This window comes from Streptomyces sp. NPDC052114 (assembly GCF_040680155.1).
Lineage (GTDB): Bacteria > Actinomycetota > Actinomycetes > Streptomycetales > Streptomycetaceae > Streptomyces.
On record NZ_JBFAWC010000005.1, the window covers coordinates 97,056 to 112,207 of the forward strand.

The window sequence follows — 15,152 nt, forward strand, 5'->3', positions numbered from 1 at the left end:
AGGGCCACAGGGGATGCTCAGGCTTGGCAGGCGCGAGTTCGACGCGCACGAGCCGGTGATCATGGCGATCGTCAACCGGACCCCGGACTCCTTCTACGACCAGGGCGCCACGTTCCGCGACGAGCCCGCGCTCGCCCGCGTGGAGCAGGCGGTCGCCGAGGGTGCCGCGATCATCGACATCGGCGGTGTCAAGGCGGGGCCCGGCGAGGAGGTGACCGCCGAGGAGGAGGCGCGCCGCACGGTCGGCTTCGTCGCCGAGGTGCGCAGGCGCTTCCCCGACGTGGTGATCAGCGTCGACACCTGGCGGCACGACGTCGGCGAGGCGGTCTGCGAGGCGGGCGCCGACGTGCTCAACGACGCCTGGGGCGGCGTCGACCCGAAGCTCGCGGAGGTCGCCGCGCGGTACCGGGTCGGCCTGGTGTGCACGCACGCGGGCGGCGCCGAGCCGCGCACGCGGCCGCACCGGGTCACGTACGAGGACGTCATGGCGGACATCCTGCGGGTGACGGTGGGGCTGGCCGAGCGCGCGGTGGAGCTGGGCGTGGCGCGCGAGTCCGTGCTGATCGACCCGGGGCACGACTTCGGCAAGAACACCCGGCACAGCCTGGAGGCCACCCGCAGGCTCGGCGAGATGGTGGACACGGGCTGGCCGGTGCTGGTCTCGCTGTCCAACAAGGACTTCGTGGGCGAGACCCTGGACAAGCCGGTCAAGGAGCGGGTGATCGGCACCCTGGCGACGACGGCGGTCTCGGCGTGGCTGGGCGCGCAGGTCTACCGCGTCCACGAGGTGGCGGAGACGCGGCAGGTCCTGGACATGGTGGCGACGATCGCCGGCCACCGGCCCCCGGCGGTCGCCCGCCGAGGGCTCGCGTGAACCCTCCTTCGGGGGGTTCTACTTGCCGACTTCCTTCGTCACCAGGGCGATCGCCTCGTCGACGTCGTCCGTGACGTGGAAGAGGAGCAGGTCGGCGTCCGAGGCCTTGCCCTGGGCGATGACCGTGTTCTTCAGCCAGTCGACCAGGCCGCCCCAGTACTCCGAGCCGAACAGGACGATCGGGAACCGCGTGACCTTGCGGGTCTGGACGAGCGTGAGCGCCTCGAACAGCTCGTCCAGCGTGCCGAGGCCGCCGGGCAGGACCACGAAGCCCTGCGCGTACTTCACGAACATCGTCTTCCGGACGAAGAAGTAGCGGAAGTTCACGCCGATGTCGACGTAGGGGTTCAGCCCCTGCTCGAAGGGCAGCTCGATGCCGAGGCCGACCGAGATGCCCTTCGCCTCGACGGCGCCCTGGTTGGCGGCCTGCATCGCGCCGGGCCCGCCGCCCGTGATCACCGCGAAGCCCGCGTCCACGAGGGCCTTGCCGATCGCGACGCCCGCCGCGTAGTCCGGTGAGTCCTCCGGAGTGCGCGCCGAGCCGAAGACGCTGATCGCGGGCGGGAGTTCGGCGAGCGTGCCGAAGCCCTCGATGAACTCGGACTGGATGCGCAGGACCCGCCAGGGGTCCGTGTGCACCCACTCCGAGGGGCCGTCGGAGTCGAGGAGACGCTGATCGGTGGTGCCGGGCTGGACCTGGTCGCGCCGGCGCAGCACCGGTCCGAGCCGCTGCTCCTCGGGACGCTTCCCGGCCCTGACCTCGTCGGGGTTGCTCATCGTCTGCTCCCTCCATGCGTACGTGACTCACAGCGTAGGTCTACGCGGGTTACCACAGAGGGACCTCCGTGTGTCAGGAGGTGAGCCAGGCCCGCAGCGTCTCCTCCGCCTCGGGGATCCGCGCCGCCTCGACACGCTCGTCGATCTTGTGCGCGAGCAGCGGATTGCCGGGGCTGAAGTTGACCGCGGGCACCCCGAGCGCGCTGAAGCGGGAGACGTCCGTCCAGCCGAACTTGGGGCGGGGCTCGCCGCCGACGGCCGCCACGAAGGCCGCGGCGGCCGGGTGGGTGAGGCCGGGGCGGGCCGGGCCCGTGTGGTCGTCGACGATGAACTCCTCGACGCCGCAGTCCGCGAAGTACGCGCGCACGAAGGCGAGGGCGTCCTCCTCGGTGCGGTCCGGCGCATAGCGGAAGTTGACGGTGACGGTGCACTCGTCGGGGATGACGTTGGTGGCGACGCCGCCCTCGATGCGGACGGCGTTGAGGCCCTCGTGGAACTGGAGCCCCTCGACCACCGGCCTGCGCGGCTCGTACGCGGCGAGCCGCTCCAGGATCGGGGTGGCCGCGTGGATGGCGTTGGAGCCCATCCAGGCGCGCGCGGAGTGCGCCCGCACCCCCTTGGTCTTCAGCAGGACCCGCAGCGTGCCCTGGCAGCCGCCCTCGACGAGGCCGTCGGTCGGCTCCAGGAGGATCGCGAAGTCGCCCGCGAGCCAGTCGGGGTGGGCCTCGGCCACGTGCCCGAGGCCGTTGAGGTGCGCAGCCACCTCTTCGTTGTCGTAGAAGACGAAGGTGAGGTCGCGGGTGGGCTCGGTCACCGTCTGCGCGATACGCAGCTGGACGGCGACGCCCGACTTCATGTCGCAGGTGCCGCAGCCCCACAGGATGCCGTCCTCGTCCAGGCGCGAGGGCACGTTGGGCGGGTTCTCGGCGATCGGCACGGTGTCGATGTGCCCGGCGAGGACGACGCGCTCGGCGCGGCCGAGGTTCGTGCGGGCCACCACGTTGTTGCCGTACCGGTCGACGGTGAGGTGCGGCAGGGCCCGCAGCGCCGTCTCGATGGCGTCGGCGAGCGCCTTCTCCTCGCCGCTCGGGGACGGGAAGTCGACCAGCTGCGCGGTGAGCTTCGCGGCGTCGAGCGTGAGGTCAAGCGGTGTGTGAGGCATGCCGAAGACCCTAACGCCAGACGGCGCGCCGACCTGTCGGTGGACTCCAGTACCTTGGACGCGTGCCTGAGCCCCCCACCCGCGTCCGGCGCGGCCGTCGCCTCCGTCTGGGGGCCGCGTTCGCCGTGCTGCTGGCCGTCGCGGGCTATGTGGCGGTGCAGTACGTGTACGGGGGCAAGCCCGCGCCGCGGTGCACGGTGGTGTCGGGGAACGGCGACGGCGCCTCGTACGAGTTCACCGCCGAACAGGCGCAGAACGCCGCGACGGTGGCCGCGGTCGGCACCGCGCGCGGCATGCCCGAGCGCGCGGTGACCATCGCGCTCGCGACGGCCCTCCAGGAGTCGGGCCTGCGCAACATCAGCCACGGCGACCGGGACTCGCTCGGCCTCTTCCAGCAGCGGCCCTCGCAGGGCTGGGGCGACGAGCGGCAGATCATGGACCCGGCGTACTCGGCGGGCCGGTTCTACGCGCATCTGGCCGAGGTACCCGGCTATTCGCGCCTGCCCCTCACGGTGGCCGCGCAGCGCGTGCAGCGCAGCGGCTATCCGCAGGCCTACGCCAAGCACGAGCCGGACGCCGCGCTGCTCGCCGCCGCGCTCACCGGCCGTTCGCCCGCCACCTTCAGCTGCGAGGGCCGCCCGGACACCGACCCGTCGGGCCCCGCGCAGGTGCGGGCCGCCCTCGTCCGCGACTTCGGCCGCGAGGTCCGCCCGGACGCCGCGCGGGGGCGCACGGTGACGGTCCCCGTGCCCGCCCCGCTGGCCGGCGGCCGGACCCCGCAGCGCGGCTGGGAGCTGGCGCACTGGGCGGTGGCGCAGTCCTCGGCGCTGCACGTCGAGCGGGTCTCGTACGGCGGCAGGGAGTGGCGCGCCGACGGCTCGGGGGCGTGGCGGAAGGCGGCGTCGGACGGCGCCGCGGGACCGGGCGGGGCCGCGGACGAGGTCCGCATCGTCACCGGGCAGTAGTACGGCGGATCACTCGTTGGGGGCACGGTGAGCGCGTCGGCTCGACGCCGCGCGCAGCTTTCCCGTGCCGCTCGCCCGTAAACCTCGGATCCCTTGCGAGCACTGGGGATCAGGCAATCGGCGAGGGGGCGGCACGGGCCGCGTTTGTCCGCTTTTAACCGCAGGCGATTATGCGACGCATTGCCAACTCTTTACGTTGGGCCGCCGCAACCTTCCCGGACTTCGAGCGGTAGTCACTGCGTCCGATCGCCGGAACCCATCCGGCGGGAAGCCGGAGCCGATCCGGCCGGACGACCCAACGTTCTCTCCCGTCTGAAGGAGCATCATGTCCCTCCCCCTGACCCGCCGGATCGCCCGTGCCGCGCTGCTCGGCGCAGCGGGTGCAGCTGCCGCGGTCGGTGCGGCCGGCTCCGCAAGCGCCGCGGCTCTCCCGGCCGCCCCCGACCTGGGCGGGCTGACCGCCGTGGACGGTGCGGGCCTGGGCAACACCGTCGACGGTGCCGCTCAGAACGTCAGCGACCTCGCCGGTGACACCGGCAGCAAGGCCGTGAAGAAGGCCGTGCCGACCGCGGGCAAGGCCGTCGGCAAGGGCGCCAAGACCGCGACCCCCGCCGCGCAGAAGGCCGCGGGCGACGTCGCGGGCAGCGCGGGCGAGGTCCTCGGCGACACCGCGGGCACGGCCACCGACGGCGGCCTGCCCACCGACGGCCTGACCAAGGGCGGCCTGCCGGCCGCCGACCAGCTCCCGGTCAAGGGCCTGCCGCTCGGCTGATCGCCCGGCGCGCGCACGAAGGGCCCGGAGCCAGTGGCTCCGGGCCCTTCGTCATGTCCTGCCGCCCGCCGGGCGTCCGGCTCAGGCCAGGCGCGCGACCGCCGCCGCGACCCGCTCGTCCGACGCCGTCAGCGCCACGCGCACGAAGCGCTCGCCCGCAGGGCCGTAGAAGTCGCCGGGCGCCACCAGGATGCCGAGCTCCGCGAGGTGGCCGACGGTGTCCCAGCAGGACTCGTCGCGGGTGGCCCACAGATACAGGCTCGCCTCGCTGTGCTCGATGCGGAAGCCGTGCTGCACCAGGGCGTCGCGCAGGGCCGTGCGCCGGGCCGCGTACCGCCCGCGCTGCTCCTGGACGTGCTGGTCGTCGCCGAGCGCCGCCACGACGGCCGCCTGGGTCGGCGCGGAGGTCATCATGCCGCCGTGCTTGCGGATCTGGAGCAGCTCGCCGAGGACGGCCGCGTCACCGGCGATGAACGCCGCGCGGTAGCCCGCCAGGTTGGACCGCTTGGAGAGCGAGTGGACGGCGACGATCCCCTCGTACGAACCGCCGCAGACGTCCGGGTGGAGCACCGAGACCGGCTCGGCCTCCCAGCCGAGCTCCAGGTAGCACTCGTCGCTGACGAGCAGCACGCCGTGCTCGCGGGCCCAGGCGACGGTGCGGGTGAGCTCCTCGCGGGTGAGGACGCGACCGGTCGGGTTCGAGGGCGAGTTGAGCCAGAGCAGCTTGAGGTGCGTGGGGTCGAGCTCGGTGGGCTCGTCGTAGGCGACGTACTCGGCGCGGGCCAGGCGCGCCCCCACCTCGTACGTCGGGTAGGCGAGACGCGGGTAGGCGACCACGTCGCCGGGGCCGAGGCCCAGCTGCGTCGGGAGCCAGGCCACCAGCTCCTTGGAGCCGACCACCGGCAGGACGTTGCGGTGCGTGAAGTCGCGCGCGCCGAGGCGGCGTTCGCACCAGCCGGTGAGCGCGTCGCGCAGCTCCGGGGTGCCCCACACCGTCGGATAGCCCGGCGAGTCAGCGGCCGCGACCAGCGCTTTCTGGATCAGCTCGGGCACCGGGTCGACCGGGGTGCCCACCGACAGGTCGACGATGCCGCCGGGGTGGGCGGCCGCGGTGGCCTTGTACGGCTCGAGCCTGTCCCAGGGAAAGGTGGGAAGGCGGTCGGAGACTGCTGACACGTGCTGACTCCCGTGCTGGTACTGGTCGTTGCAAACGCCTCGGTCCCGCACGGCGCGAAGCCGTACGGGACCGGGGCAGCGCTCGAACTGCCGTTACTGGTTCTGCGGCGGCAGGGCGGCGATGAAGGCGTGGTCGCGCTCGATCAGGCCGAGCTTGCTCGCGCCGCCGGGCGAACCGAGCTCGTCGAAGAACTCGACGTTCGCCTTGTAGTAGTCCTTCCACTCCTCAGGAGTGTCGTCCTCGTAGAAGATCGCCTCGACCGGGCAGACCGGTTCGCAGGCTCCACAGTCGACGCATTCGTCCGGGTGGATGTACAAGGACCGGGAGCCCTCGTAAATGCAGTCGACCGGGCACTCCTCGATGCACGCCTTGTCCTTGACGTCGACACAAGGCTGCGCGATGACGTAGGTCACGCTGTCGTTCCTCCTCGATACGGGCGTTGGCGGGCCGTCTTCAGGCTCCGCTCGCCTGGCGCGCGGGAGCGCGGCGTCGTCGATGCCCGCCCCTAGTATCTCCGTTCCCGGGCATGATCCGAACAGGAGGGGCGTACAGAGCTGTGGAATTCACTGCGGGCGGACAACTCGAGGTCCGTATCACCCCCGCTGACGTGGGAAAACGCGTCTCTGTTCGACGGCTCACCGACGCCTCGGACACTGCCGGCAAGTTCACCGACACGGTGGGTGTTCTCACATCGTGGGACGACGGTGTGGTGCTCATCACACGACGGGACGGCGAAAGCGTCCGGATTCCGGAGCGAACTCTGGTCGCGGGCAAGGTCGTCCCGGCCGCTCCCGCACGCCGGCGCGGCCCCGCCGCCTCGTTCGAGGAACTGGCCCGGGTGAGCGCGCGGGCCTGGCAGCCGGTGGAGAGCGAGGCGCTCGGCGAGTGGCGGCTGCGGGCGGCCGCCGGCTTCACCCGCCGGGCCAACTCCGCGCTGCCGCTCGGTGATCCGGGAATCCCCCTCGACGAGGCACTTTCGGCCGTACGTGGCTGGTACGCCACCCGGGGCCTGCCCGCGTACATCCAGACCGCCACCGGCGCCGAGGGCACCCAGGAGCTGCTCTGCGCCGGCCTGGAGGAGCGCGGCTGGGTGCGTGAGGTGACCGCGCAGCTGTACGTCGGCGGGCTCGCCCCGGTCGGCGATCTGGACACCGCCGTGGACCGCGTGCGGCTGTCCCGGTCCTTCGACGAGGCGTGGCTGCGGCAGTACAACCGGGCCGGGATTCCCGGCCCCCATGTGCGCGAGGTGCTGGCGGGCGGGCCCTCGGTGTGGTTCGCTTCCGTGCCCGGGAGCGGTGACTCCCCCGCCGCGATCGGGCGGTGCGTGGTGGACGGGCGCTGGGCGGGGTTCATGGCGGTCGAGGTGGATCCGGGGTTCCGGCGGCAGGGGCTCGCCACCGCGGTGATGACCGCGCTGGCCCGGCAGGCCCTGACCGAGGGCGCGTCGGCGGCCTGGCTCCAGGTCGAGGACGACAACGACGGCGCACGGGCGCTGTACGGAGGGATGGGCTTCGCGGCCCATCACGCCTATCACCACTACCGGTACGGCGCGTCGGCCTGAGCGGGCGGCGCGCGCGGCGCCACGGGCGCGGCGAACACGGCACGGCACGTAACGGCACGGCACGTACTCGGCGCTGAACACAGCACAGCACGCGCCCGGCACGTACTAGAGAACGACGCACGTACACAGCACGGCAACAACGCCCGGTCAGGGCATGAGACACGAGGCACGTATGCACGCGGAGTCCGGCGAATGGCGGCGGCGGTTCGCCGAAGAGGCACGGTCGGAGCGGCCCGGTCTCGCGCTGCTGTGCCTGCTGATCGGCACCGAGGCGGACCCCTCGCTCGACGCGGCGGGGATCGACGCCGCCGAGATCGAACTGGACCGGCTCGCGGGGCTGCTGCCGTTCCGGCCGGGCGGGCCGCGCGCCTGGGCGGCGGCGCTGGCCGAACTCCTGGGCGGGCAGCACGGGTTCGAGGGGACGCCGGGCGACTACCAGCGCCTCGACTCCTCGCTCCTGCACCAGGTCCTGCGCCGCCGCAGGGGCCTGCCGATCCTGCTCTCGGTGGTCTGGATGGAGGTCGCGCGCCGCGCGGGCGCCCCCGTCTACGGAGTGGCCCTGCCCGGACACTTCGTCGTCGGCTTCGGACCCCGGGACGACCAAGTGCTCGCCGACCCCTTCGACGGCGGCCGCCTGCTGACCGGGGCCGACGCGGAGCTGCTGGTCTCCGGGACGGCCGGCGGAGGCATCCCGCCCTCGATGCTGACGCCCGCCGACCCGCTGAACATCGTGCAGCGCATCCTCAACAACATCCGCGCCTGGGCCGCCGCCCGCCCCGAGCGCTCCGACGTCGCGCTGTGGGCCCTTGAACTCTCCCTCCTGCTCCCCGCCCACCCCGCGCGCCTGCGCTACGAACGCGCCCAACTCCTGGTGGAGCGCGGCGACTTCCTCGGCGGCGCCGCCGAGCTCGACGCCTACGCCGATGTGGTGACGCCCGTCGAGCCGACCACCGCGGACCGGGTCCGCCAGCAGGCGCGGGCCGCGCGGGCGATGCTCAACTGAGCCCGGGCGGCGGCTCCGGCCGCCCGGAACCGACGTATCGATCGAGGCGACCGGGCACCAGGGACGTATGCACCCCCGACCCCCTGGAGCCGCCCCGTGGCGGCGGCTGTTCGCGGCCGAGGCCGGGTCCGCGCGGCCCGATCTGGCGCTGCTGTGCCTGCTGATCGGCACCGAGGCGGACCCCTCTCTCGACGCGGCGGGCATCGACACCGCCCGGCGCGTGCTCGACCGGCTCGCGGAACAGGCCGCGCCCGGCCCCCGCTCCCCCCGCTTCGACGATCCCCGCGCCTGGGCGGCCTCGCTGGCCGAACTCCTCGGCTCACGCTGCGGGTTCAAGGGGCGGCCCGGCGACTACCAGCGCCTGGAGTCCTCCCTCCTGCACCAGGTCCTGCGCCGCCGCAGGGGCCTACCGATCCTGCTCTCGGTGGTCTGGATGGAGGTCGCGCGCCGCGCGGGCGCCCCCGTCTACGGAGTGGCCCTGCCCGGACACTTCGTCGTCGGCTTCGGCCCCCGCGACGAACAGGTCCTCGCCGACCCCTTCGACGGCGGCCGCCTGCTGACCGGGACGGACGTCGAGCTGCTGGTCGCGGCGGCCACCGGTGCCCCGCTCCTGCCGTCCATGCTGAGCCCCGCGGGCCCGCTGGACATCGTGGGGCGCATCCTCAACAACATCCGCGCCTGGGCCGCGCCGCGCCCCGAGCACTCCGACGTCTCGCTCTGGGCGATCGAGCTCTCCCTGCTGCTGCCGTCCCCGCCGCCCCGGCTGCACTACGAACGGGCCCAACTCCTCGTCCAGCGAGGGGACTACCTGGTCGGCGCGCGCGAACTCGACGTCTACGCCGAGGAGGTCGCCGCGGCCGAGCCCGCGACGGCCGACCAGGCGCGGCGGCAGGCGCTGCGGGCGCGGGCGATGCTGAACTGACGCCCGGCACCGCGGCGGTTCAGAGCCAGCCCTTGTCCCTGGCGACCCTGACCGCCTCCGCGCGGTTGCGGACCGCGAGCTTCTGAATCGCCGTCGAGAGGTAGTTGCGGACGGTGCCCTGGGAGAGGTGCAAGGTGGTGGCGAGCTCGGCGTTGGTGGCGCCGTCGGCCGCCGCGCGCAGCACCTCGCGCTCGCGGTCGGTGAGCGGGTTCGCGCCCTCGGCGAGGGCCGCCGCGGCCAGCGTGGGGTCGATGACCCGCTCCCCCGCGAGCACCTTGCGCACCGCCTCGGCGAGCTGCGCGGCGGGCGCGTCCTTGACCAGGAAGGCGACGGCGCCCGCCTCCATGGCGCTGCGCAGATACCCGGGGCGGCCGAAGGTGGTGAGCACGACCACCTTCAACTCCGGGAACTCGGACCGCAGTCGGGCCGCCGCCTCGATGCCCGTCATGCCGGGCATCTCGATGTCGAGCAGCGCCACGTCCACGTCGTGGGCGCGCGCCGCCGCGACCACCTCGTCGCCGCGCGCCACCTGGGCGACGACCTCCATGTCCGGCTCCAGGCCGAGCAGGGCGGCGAGTGCCTCACGGACCATGGACTGGTCCTCGGCGAGCAGGACCCGCACGACGCCGCTCGCCCCGGCCGCGCCCTCGGCGCCGCGCTGACTGATCTCGCTGCTCATGAGGGGGATCCTACGGCCGCGGGCGCGAACGGGACGCGGACCGTGAGGCGGAAGCCCCCGCGGGCCGCCGGACCCGTCTCCAGGGCACCGCCGACCGCGTCGACGCGCTCGGCAAGGCCCGTCAGGCCGTTGCCCGACGCCGTGCCCGCGCCGCCCGTCCCGTCGTCCTCCACGGACAGTTCGAGGAGCCGCCCCGCGAGGGTCTGCCGCGCCGTGAACGCCACCGTGCAGCGCCGGGCGCCGCTGTGCCGCACCACATTGGTGACGGCCTCGCGCAGCGCCCAGGCGAGCGCCGCCTCCCCGTCCTCGCCCGGCAGTTCGGCGGGCGCCTCAAGCGGGACGTCGGCCGCGATGCCCGCGGCGGTCAGCGCCGTGCGGGCGCCCGCGAGTTCGCCGGCCAGGGTGCGCCTGCGGTATCCGGAGACGGCCTCGCGCACGTCCACCAGGGCCTGGCGGCTGACCTGTTCGATGTCGGCGACCTGCTGGGCCGCCTTGTCGGGGTGGTCGGGGAGCATGCGGCCCGCCAGCTCGCTCTTGAGCGTGATCAGGGAGAGCGAGTGGCCGAGCAGGTCGTGCAGATCGCGGGCGAGCCGCAGCCGCTCCTCGTTCGCGGCGAGTTGGGCGACGGTCGCGCGGGCCTGGCGGAGCTGGATCGTGGTGCGGATCAGCTCGCGTACGCCGGACATCGCGAAGCCCACCAGGAGCGTGATCACCCCGAGGTTGGTGATCAGATCGCCGAGGCCGTCGTCGCGCAGGCCGACCAGGACCATCAGGAGGGTGACCCCGGGGATCACCCACAGCGAGTACCGCACCGGCAGGACGGCGCCCGCGGAGACCGAGACGTAGACGAAGAGACCGAGCCAGTGGTCGCCGAAGCCGAAGGCGAGCACGACGGCGAGGAGCAGGAGCAGCACGAAGGAGGCGACGACCCTGCCCCAGTCGAGGATCTTGGTGGTGTAGCGGAAGACCAGGGTCAGGTAGCAGACCACGAAGACCGCGAGGCCCAGCCAGCCGGACGCGGTGGCGAGGGCCGTGCGGGGGGTGTCGGTCAGATCCCTGATCGGGGCGCTCAGGAAGACCAGCCAGACACCGATCCAGGCCGACTTCACCAGGCACTGGCGGCGGCCCTGCGGCGGCCGGCCGAACGTCTGCACGGGATTGAGCTCTGCGTACTCGCCGTCTGTCGCGTTCACGCCTTCAGTGTGTCCTTCCGGTACAGCCATGCGGCACCGCCCGCGAAGAGCACGAAGTAGGCGATCAGGAGCGTGATGTCCTTCGCGTGCGGCGCGTCGCCCAGTTCGATCGCCTGGCCGAGGGCAGCGTACGCGTGCGTGGGCAGCCACGACGCGGCGTCCTGGAGCCACTGCGGGAACGTCGTCGACGGCATCCACAGGCCGCCGAGGATGGAGAGCCCGAAGTAGATGATCATCGTGATCGGGCGGACGGCGTCGCCGGAGGCGAGATAGCCGATGGCCACCCCGAGCGCGGCGAAGCAGAGGCTGCCCGCCCAGATCGCGCCCGTCAGCGCCAGCCACTGCCAGGCCTCGAAGCGCACGTCCTTGGCGAGCGCAGCGACCGCGAACACCACGACGATGGAGGGCAGGCTCACCACGGCCGCGCTCGCGGTCTTCGCGAGGACGTAGCCGCGTCCGGGCAGGCTCGTCAGGCGCAGCTGGCGCACCCAGCCGCTCTCGCGCTCCTTGGCGATGCGCTCGCTGTTGCCCATCAGTACGGCGGTCAGGGCACCGAAGGACGCCATCGAGACCATCATGAACGCGGGCACGGAGAGCCCCGAGCCGGGGATCTTGTCCGCGCCGTCCTGGGTGCCCGCGATGATCACGAAGAGCAGCGACGGGTAGATCACGGAGAAGAACAGGAACTTGCGGTTGCGCAGGGCGCGGGTGATCTCGAGCTTGATCAGGCTGTTCATCGGGTCCTGGCCTCCTCGGCCTCGGTGATCGCCACGAAGGCCTGCTCCAGACCGAGTCCGGCGACTTCGAGGTTGCGGGGGTAGACGCCGAGTCCGTACAGCGCGTGCACGGTGGCGTCGGCGTCCGTCGACTGGAGGCGGACCGTGTGGCCCGAGACGTCCAGCGTGGTCAGGAACGGCAGCTCGCGCAGGCGCGCGGTGAGCGCCTCGTCGATGCCGGCCAGGTCGAAGGCGACCTTGCGGGCGCCCGCCTTGGCCTTGATCTCGGCCGCGGTGCCGTCCGCGAGGAGGCGGCCGCGGTGCAGGACCAGGACGCGGTCGGCGATCGCGTCGGCCTCCTCCAGGTAGTGCGTGGCGAAGAGGACCGCGCGGCCCTGGTCGGCCTGCTCGCGCATGGTGGCCCAGAACGCCTGGCGGGCGCTGACGTCCATGCCGGTGGTCGGCTCGTCCAGGACGATCAGGTCGTTCTCGCCGGCCGTGGCGAGGGCGAAGCGCACGCGCTGCTCCTGGCCGCCGGAGAGCTTGTCGACCTTGCGGTCGGCGATCTGGGTGATGCCCGCGTGGGCGAGCACGTCGCCCACGCGGTGGGGCCTGGGGTGCAGGTCGCAGGCGAGCCGGACCAGCTCGCGCACCGTCACCTCGCCCATCAGGCCGCCGCTCTGCAGCATGGCGCCGACCCGGCCCGCGGTGATCGCCTCGCGGGGGGCCGCGCCGAAGACCCGTACGGTGCCGCTGTCCGGGCGCCGCAGGCCGAGGAGCAGGTCGAGGGTGGAGGACTTGCCCGCGCCGTTCGGCCCGAGCAGCGCCACCGTCTCGCCCGGGTGGAGGTCGAGGGTCAGACCGTCGACGGCACGGACGTCGCCGTAGCTCTTGGTCACCTGCTCGAAGCTCACCGCGGTGGTGGCCGGGGCGAGTGCCCCCGATGTCGTCGTCATGCCTGTCATCGTCACAAAACCGCAGGTGGCGGCGGCAGTGTCGACTGTGGTGTCTCGGGGATGACAGATGTCATGCCGAAGGCCGGCAGGAATGTCCTGCCGGCCTTCGGGACGGACGAGAATTCAAGACGGACGCACCTTCGGGACGGACGAAAAGCCGCCGGCCTCAGCTCGCGTTCGTCTCGATCACACCGATGCGCTCCGCGGGCGTGCTGCCGATGAGCGCCTTGTTCATCGCGCCCGCCACGTCGGTCGCCTGGACCGGCGTCTTGGAGCCGTCGCCGCGCTGGATCAGCACGCCGTCGAAGGCGTTGCCGTACAGCTTCTTGAGCTCTTCGAGGTTGTAGTACGGCTGCAGCGTGCCGTCCTTGGCCACCCGCGTCTCCAGGATCTTCGGCAGCGACTTGGACGGGCCGAAGGGGAGCGACTTGGGGCCCGCCTTGATGACCACGTTGGCGGACATCGCGGGCTTGGCGAACCGGGTCATGAACTTGTCGACCTCGGCCTTGGCGACGGTCGGCTTGCGCGTGGTGACCGGCAGCTGGACCGTGCCCGCGCTGCCCGTCTCGACCTGCTTCTTGTACGCGTCGGCGACGGCCTTCGTGGCCGCGTCGGCGTCGATGCCCTTGCCGACCTTGCCGTAGACGGGGACGGCCTTGCCGGGCACGAACTTGACCGTGCCCTCCTGCGCCGTGCCCGAGCCGCCCGCGGCGCGCTCCAGGGCGGCCGCCAGCTTCTCCTCGTCGACGGGCATGACGGGCTCGACGACGCGCTGGCCGCCGAACAGCGAGCCGACCACCGAGACGGGGTTGTAGTCGCTGCCCGCCGCCGCGCGGACGGTGGCCTGGCTGTCCAGGGTCAGCCCCGACTGGTCCGGCTTGAGGGTGACGGACTCGCCGTCCACCGACAGCTTCAGGGGCTTGGTGACGCGCTCGTCCAGCGCCGCGTCGAGCTTCTTGACGGCCTCGTCGCGCGTGCCGCCGCCGATGTCGACGCCGAGCACCGTGGTGCCCTTGGGGACGTCCGCGTGGTTCATCAACAGGCCCGCGCCGTACGCACCGCAGCCCACGACGACCACGGCGACCGCGACGAGGACCAGCTTGCTGCGGCCCTTCTTCTTCGCCTTCGGCGCGGGCGACGGGGACGTGGGCACGTCCGGGCGCACCGGCTCGGGCAGCTTCGGCGGGGTGTGCGGAACCGGTCCCTCACCCTGCGGTCCTGGCGCGAACGGGGAGTTGTCCTGCACGGGCGGCACCACGGGGATGCCACTGGTGAGCGTCTCGCCGGAGACGTTGCCGCCCGGGGCGGGGGCGGCGGGGCCGCCCGGCACGGAACCGGGGCCGCCGGGCACCGGGCCGCCGCCCGCGGGCGGACGCGGGCCGCCGGCGGGCGGCGAGACCGGACCGGCCTTCTGCGGCGTGAGGATCGCGGTGTCGTCGCTCATGGCGCCGGAACGGGGCGGCCGGGGGCCGGAGTTGGCGGGGGCACCGGGCACGCCGGAGACGCCGGGGCCCGAGGGGGCCGAGGGCGTGGGCGGCGCCAGCGGGCTGTCACCGGTGACCGGACCGCCCGTGGGACCCGCGGGACCGCGGGAGCCGCCCGCGCCGGGGCCGGAGCCCGTACCGCCGTCGGAGAAGTACGGCAGGTCGCCCCGCGTCGGGTCGCCGCCCTGCGGTGCGCCCGGGGGCACCGGGGCGCCCGAGCCGAGGGGGCCCGACGCCACGGCGCCGGACACGTCGAAGGAGCCCGTACCGCCGGATCCTGCGCCGGAGCCGTTCGAACCGGCGGGACCCGCCGAGCCGTTCGCACCGTCGCCCCGCGCGGGCTTGCGCGGCGCGAACCAGTCGCTCGTCTTCTCCTCGGACGCCGCGGGTGCTCCCGCACCACCGTCGGCCGCGGCGGCACCGCCGCCGACGGCCCCGCCCGAACCGAAAGCGGAAGCGCCCGGGGCAGCCGCGCCGGGTGCCCTGCCCGCGCCTGCCGTGCCGCCCGCGCCGGGTGCCGGCGCGCCACCGTCACGGGGCCCCTCGTCGTCCGCGCGCGCGTCGTCGCGCCCGCCCTCGTCGCCGACGGGCGTGCGCATGACGACCGGCGGGATGGGCCGCGAACCGGGGATGTTGATCCGGATGCGGGTGGTCAGCGTGGTCTGGGTCTCGGGCTCGTCGGGCCGCTCGTCGGCGGCCTGCCGCCGCGAGCCGTCCGCGCCGCCGTCGGCGGCTGCGCCCTGTGCCGGGGAGCCGTACGGCGGCGTCCCCGAGGGGTATGCGGCTCCGCCGCGCGCCTGGGGCCCGGCGGACGAACTGTCAGTTTCACGACTCAAGGCAGGTTCTCCTGGTTGACTCCGCCGCCCGTCTCTACCTCATCCGGGGTCCCCCCGGCCGGAGGTTGGGGAGGC

15 protein-coding genes are annotated in these 15,152 nt (G+C 73.4%); 6 read left to right on the forward strand and 9 right to left on the reverse strand.

Annotated elements, in window-relative coordinates; genetic code table 11:
- Positions 1-13 precede the first annotated feature (13 nt).
- Positions 14-874, forward strand: coding sequence for a dihydropteroate synthase (gene folP, locus AB0L89_RS12720; protein WP_365138812.1), 861 nt, complete (start codon positions 14-16; stop codon positions 872-874).
- A gap of 18 nt (positions 875-892) precedes the next feature.
- Here folP and AB0L89_RS12725 read toward each other — a convergent pair whose 3' ends face one another.
- Entirely contained in the window at positions 893-1,651 is a 759-nt protein-coding gene (locus AB0L89_RS12725) for a TIGR00730 family Rossman fold protein (RefSeq protein ID WP_365138815.1), read from the reverse strand.
- Between the two features lie 73 nt (positions 1,652-1,724).
- Positions 1,725-2,813 carry a succinyl-diaminopimelate desuccinylase gene (gene dapE, locus AB0L89_RS12730; protein WP_365138818.1) on the reverse strand — a complete coding sequence of 363 codons (1,089 nt, stop codon included), beginning with the start codon at positions 2,811-2,813 and terminating at the stop codon, positions 1,725-1,727.
- A 62-nt stretch (positions 2,814-2,875) separates the two neighbouring features.
- Between dapE and AB0L89_RS12735 the strand changes: the two genes are divergently transcribed.
- Entirely contained in the window at positions 2,876-3,778 is a 903-nt protein-coding gene (locus AB0L89_RS12735; protein WP_365138821.1) for a heavy metal transporter, read from the forward strand.
- A 325-nt stretch (positions 3,779-4,103) separates the two neighbouring features.
- Positions 4,104-4,550, forward strand: coding sequence for an ATP-binding protein (locus AB0L89_RS12740; protein WP_365138823.1), 447 nt, complete (start codon positions 4,104-4,106; stop codon positions 4,548-4,550).
- A gap of 81 nt (positions 4,551-4,631) precedes the next feature.
- On the opposite strand, the gene AB0L89_RS12745 is transcribed toward AB0L89_RS12740, so the two are convergent.
- Together AB0L89_RS12745 and fdxA are read right to left on the reverse strand one after the other, a co-directional pair.
- The gene (locus AB0L89_RS12745; RefSeq protein ID WP_365138826.1) at positions 4,632-5,726 is read right to left on the reverse strand and encodes a bifunctional succinyldiaminopimelate transaminase/glutamate-prephenate aminotransferase; all 1,095 of its coding nucleotides are present in this window, start codon (positions 5,724-5,726) and stop codon (positions 4,632-4,634) included.
- A gap of 93 nt (positions 5,727-5,819) precedes the next feature.
- Positions 5,820-6,140, reverse strand: coding sequence for a ferredoxin (gene fdxA / locus AB0L89_RS12750; protein ID WP_030573070.1), 321 nt, complete (start codon positions 6,138-6,140; stop codon positions 5,820-5,822).
- A gap of 143 nt (positions 6,141-6,283) precedes the next feature.
- Here fdxA and AB0L89_RS12755 point away from each other — a divergent pair, with 143 nt between their 5' ends.
- The 3 genes from AB0L89_RS12755 (at position 6,284) to AB0L89_RS12765 (ending at position 9,213) form a co-directional block, all read left to right on the forward strand.
- On the forward strand, positions 6,284-7,288 hold the full coding sequence (locus AB0L89_RS12755) for a GNAT family N-acetyltransferase (RefSeq protein WP_365138830.1): 1,005 nt from the start codon (positions 6,284-6,286) through the stop codon (positions 7,286-7,288).
- Between the two features lie 154 nt (positions 7,289-7,442).
- Positions 7,443-8,291 (forward strand): transglutaminase-like domain-containing protein, encoded by an 849-nt coding sequence (locus tag AB0L89_RS12760; protein WP_365138833.1) that lies wholly within the window; start codon positions 7,443-7,445, stop codon positions 8,289-8,291.
- A gap of 67 nt (positions 8,292-8,358) precedes the next feature.
- Positions 8,359-9,213, forward strand: a complete 855-nt coding sequence (locus AB0L89_RS12765; RefSeq protein ID WP_365138836.1) for a transglutaminase-like domain-containing protein — start codon at positions 8,359-8,361, stop codon at positions 9,211-9,213.
- Between the two features lie 19 nt (positions 9,214-9,232).
- On the opposite strand, the gene AB0L89_RS12770 is transcribed toward AB0L89_RS12765, so the two are convergent.
- The 5 genes from AB0L89_RS12770 to AB0L89_RS12790 form a co-directional block, all read right to left on the reverse strand.
- Positions 9,233-9,892 carry a response regulator transcription factor gene (locus AB0L89_RS12770; RefSeq protein WP_365138839.1) on the reverse strand — a complete coding sequence of 220 codons (660 nt, stop codon included), beginning with the start codon at positions 9,890-9,892 and terminating at the stop codon, positions 9,233-9,235.
- Entirely contained in the window at positions 9,889-11,085 is a 1,197-nt protein-coding gene (locus AB0L89_RS12775; RefSeq protein ID WP_365138842.1) for a histidine kinase, read from the reverse strand. Before AB0L89_RS12775 ends, AB0L89_RS12770 begins: the two co-directional genes overlap by 4 nt.
- Positions 11,082-11,822: an ABC transporter permease gene (locus AB0L89_RS12780; RefSeq protein WP_365138845.1), complete on the reverse strand. Its 741-nt coding sequence runs from the start codon at positions 11,820-11,822 to the stop codon at positions 11,082-11,084. The genes AB0L89_RS12775 and AB0L89_RS12780 overlap by 4 nt, the downstream gene beginning before the upstream one ends.
- Positions 11,819-12,757, reverse strand: coding sequence for an ABC transporter ATP-binding protein (locus AB0L89_RS12785; RefSeq protein WP_365138848.1), 939 nt, complete (start codon positions 12,755-12,757; stop codon positions 11,819-11,821). The genes AB0L89_RS12780 and AB0L89_RS12785 overlap by 4 nt, the downstream gene beginning before the upstream one ends.
- Before the next feature lie 166 nt (positions 12,758-12,923).
- The gene (locus AB0L89_RS12790) at positions 12,924-15,077 is read right to left on the reverse strand and encodes a hypothetical protein (RefSeq protein ID WP_365138851.1); all 2,154 of its coding nucleotides are present in this window, start codon (positions 15,075-15,077) and stop codon (positions 12,924-12,926) included.
- Positions 15,078-15,152 lie beyond the last annotated feature (75 nt).

Coding starts and splice junctions, on each gene's coding strand:
- folP (WP_365138812.1), top strand. CDS start 14: ATGCTCAGGCTTGGCAGGCGCGAGTTCGACGCGCACGAGCCGGTGATC.
- AB0L89_RS12725 (WP_365138815.1), bottom strand. CDS start 1,651: ATGAGCAACCCCGACGAGGTCAGGGCCGGGAAGCGTCCCGAGGAGCAG.
- dapE (WP_365138818.1), bottom strand. CDS start 2,813: ATGCCTCACACACCGCTTGACCTCACGCTCGACGCCGCGAAGCTCACC.
- AB0L89_RS12740 (WP_365138823.1), top strand. CDS start 4,104: ATGTCCCTCCCCCTGACCCGCCGGATCGCCCGTGCCGCGCTGCTCGGC.
- AB0L89_RS12760 (WP_365138833.1), top strand. CDS start 7,443: ATGAGACACGAGGCACGTATGCACGCGGAGTCCGGCGAATGGCGGCGG.
- AB0L89_RS12765 (WP_365138836.1), top strand. CDS start 8,359: ATGCACCCCCGACCCCCTGGAGCCGCCCCGTGGCGGCGGCTGTTCGCG.
- AB0L89_RS12770 (WP_365138839.1), bottom strand. CDS start 9,892: ATGAGCAGCGAGATCAGTCAGCGCGGCGCCGAGGGCGCGGCCGGGGCG.
- AB0L89_RS12780 (WP_365138845.1), bottom strand. CDS start 11,822: ATGAACAGCCTGATCAAGCTCGAGATCACCCGCGCCCTGCGCAACCGC.
- AB0L89_RS12785 (WP_365138848.1), bottom strand. CDS start 12,757: ATGACGACGACATCGGGGGCACTCGCCCCGGCCACCACCGCGGTGAGC.